The sequence below is a fragment of the Streptomyces sp. NPDC047841 genome, assembly GCF_040704085.1.
GTDB lineage: Bacteria > Actinomycetota > Actinomycetes > Streptomycetales > Streptomycetaceae > Streptomyces > Streptomyces argyrophylli.
Genome location: NZ_JBEYRP010000087.1, coordinates 1 through 1,746, shown reverse-complemented (window position 1 = coordinate 1,746; position 1,746 = coordinate 1). Strand labels below are relative to the sequence as shown.

The following is a 1,746-nucleotide window of genomic DNA, read 5'->3' as shown; positions in this document are numbered from 1 at the left end:
TCCACACCCTCGACGGCGCCGACGTCCGGGCGGCGTCCGCGCCGGCTATTCGGCCTGCGGATCGTCTCGAGCGTGCCGGACGGCCTTCTTCACGGTCTGCTCCGCTTCATAGGTGGCTTCGGCGTGCGCGGTGACGGCGGCCTGTACCTTCTCGGCCGCCTTGCGCCAGCGGCGCCACTGGGCGTCGTAGTCGTCGCCGGTCAGGCCGGCGAGCTTGGCGCGTTCTTCCTCGGCGGATCGTTCCAAACGGTGGGAGGCGCGATCCAGGGTCAGCGGCGACCGCGCGCGGTCTCGGCGATGCTCGCCCTCCTCCGCCCCGTACGCCGACCGCCTGGCTGCCTCAGCGCGGTGCAGCGAGTGCCATGGCGTAACCGTTTTCACTGTCGTCCCACCACTGGTCCATCTGGAAGCCTGCCGCTTCCAGCAGGGCTTGCAGCCCTTGTCGGCGGAACTTGTACGAATGACCGATCCACAGGTGCTCGCCGGCGGTGAAGGACACCGTCAGGCCCACGCCGGGCACGCCGACCCGTTGCGGGCGTACTGCCTGCAGCGCGTGGGACACCCGCTCTTCCTCCGGGTCCCAGACGGCCACCGGCTTGAAAGCGGCCGGATCGAAGTCGGCGCCGAACCGATCGTTGAGCACCTTCAGTCCGTTCCTGACGAATGCCGCGGTCACCCCCGCCGCGTCGTCGTACGCCCTGGTCAGAGCGGTCGGATCCTTGACCAGGTCCACTCCGAGGAGGAAGGTGTCCTCTGCCTGCATCTGAGCGCGGACGAGTTGCAGCACACGGTGGCGTTCTGCGGGCGGCAGGCTTCCCAGCGTGCTCCCGAGCATGGCCTGAAGCACGGGTCCGTCCCGGGGACCTGTGTCGAACGGGAAGGTGAAGTCCGCCCGGACGGCCCGGATCTCCAGTTGGGGGTAGTCCTCGCTCAATGCCTCGGCGGCTTCATGAAGGGCGCTTTCGCTGATGTCGACGGGCACGTAGCACCGCAACGGCCCGCCGTCGGCGACCAGGGCATCCAGCAGGAGCCGCGTTTTGCGGCAGGAGCCTGCGCCCAGCTCCACCAGGCAGGCGGCCCGGGTCCGGCCGGCGATGTCCGCTGCCCGCATAGCGAGGATTCTTAGCTCGGCCCGGGTGAGGTAGTACTCCGGTGTCCGGGTGATGGCCTCGAACAGCTCGCTGCCGCGTGCGTCGTAGAGCATCGACGTCGGCAGCCGTTTCGGCCTGGCGGCAAGTGCTGCACGCACCTCTCTAGCGGTGCGGTCGGTGTCGCCGCCGTCATCTGGGAGAGGCCGGGAGGCGGAGTCGTGGGTGGTAGCCATGCTGCCTCCTGCGCCGCGGTTTCAGATCGAAGGACATGGTCAAGGGCGGTCAGTGCGTGTGCCGGTTCCTCTGCGCCGCGGTAGGCCCCTGCGGATACGGACCGCGTCAGGGTCAGGTCCTGGCCCTGGGTGGTCCTGGCCCTGGCCCGGCGCTGGAACGGTCGGCTGGCGCGAGGTCACTCGCCGAGCGGCGGGTACCTGCGCCGCACCGGCGTGCGCACGCTGTGTGCGGGCACGGTGACGCAACCCCCGCCATGCCCCGGGCTGCTCACGCCCCTCGGCAGTTGCCTGGTTCCTTTGCCAGTGAACCGCCGGAGAGGAGGACCGTTACTGAGCTTTTCGGGTTGTCGTCGGGGCGGTGACTGTTCATGATCCCTGCGGTATGCCGGTGGGATGCGGTATCCGGAGGGTGGGGGCCTGAC

2 protein-coding genes are annotated in these 1,746 nt (G+C 69.4%); both read right to left on the bottom strand.

The features are described 5' to 3' along the window. Positions 1 to 45 precede the first annotated feature (45 nt). The gene (locus AB0947_RS42775) at positions 46 to 246 is read right to left on the bottom strand and encodes a hypothetical protein (protein ID WP_366755750.1); all 201 of its coding nucleotides are present in this window, start codon (positions 244 to 246) and stop codon (positions 46 to 48) included. Positions 247 to 340: 94 nt separating this feature from the next. Further along, complete coding sequence (gene egtD, locus AB0947_RS42770) at positions 341 to 1,324, bottom strand: L-histidine N(alpha)-methyltransferase (protein ID WP_366755749.1); 984 nt, start codon at positions 1,322 to 1,324, stop codon at positions 341 to 343. Between the last annotated feature and the right edge of the window lie 422 nt (positions 1,325 to 1,746).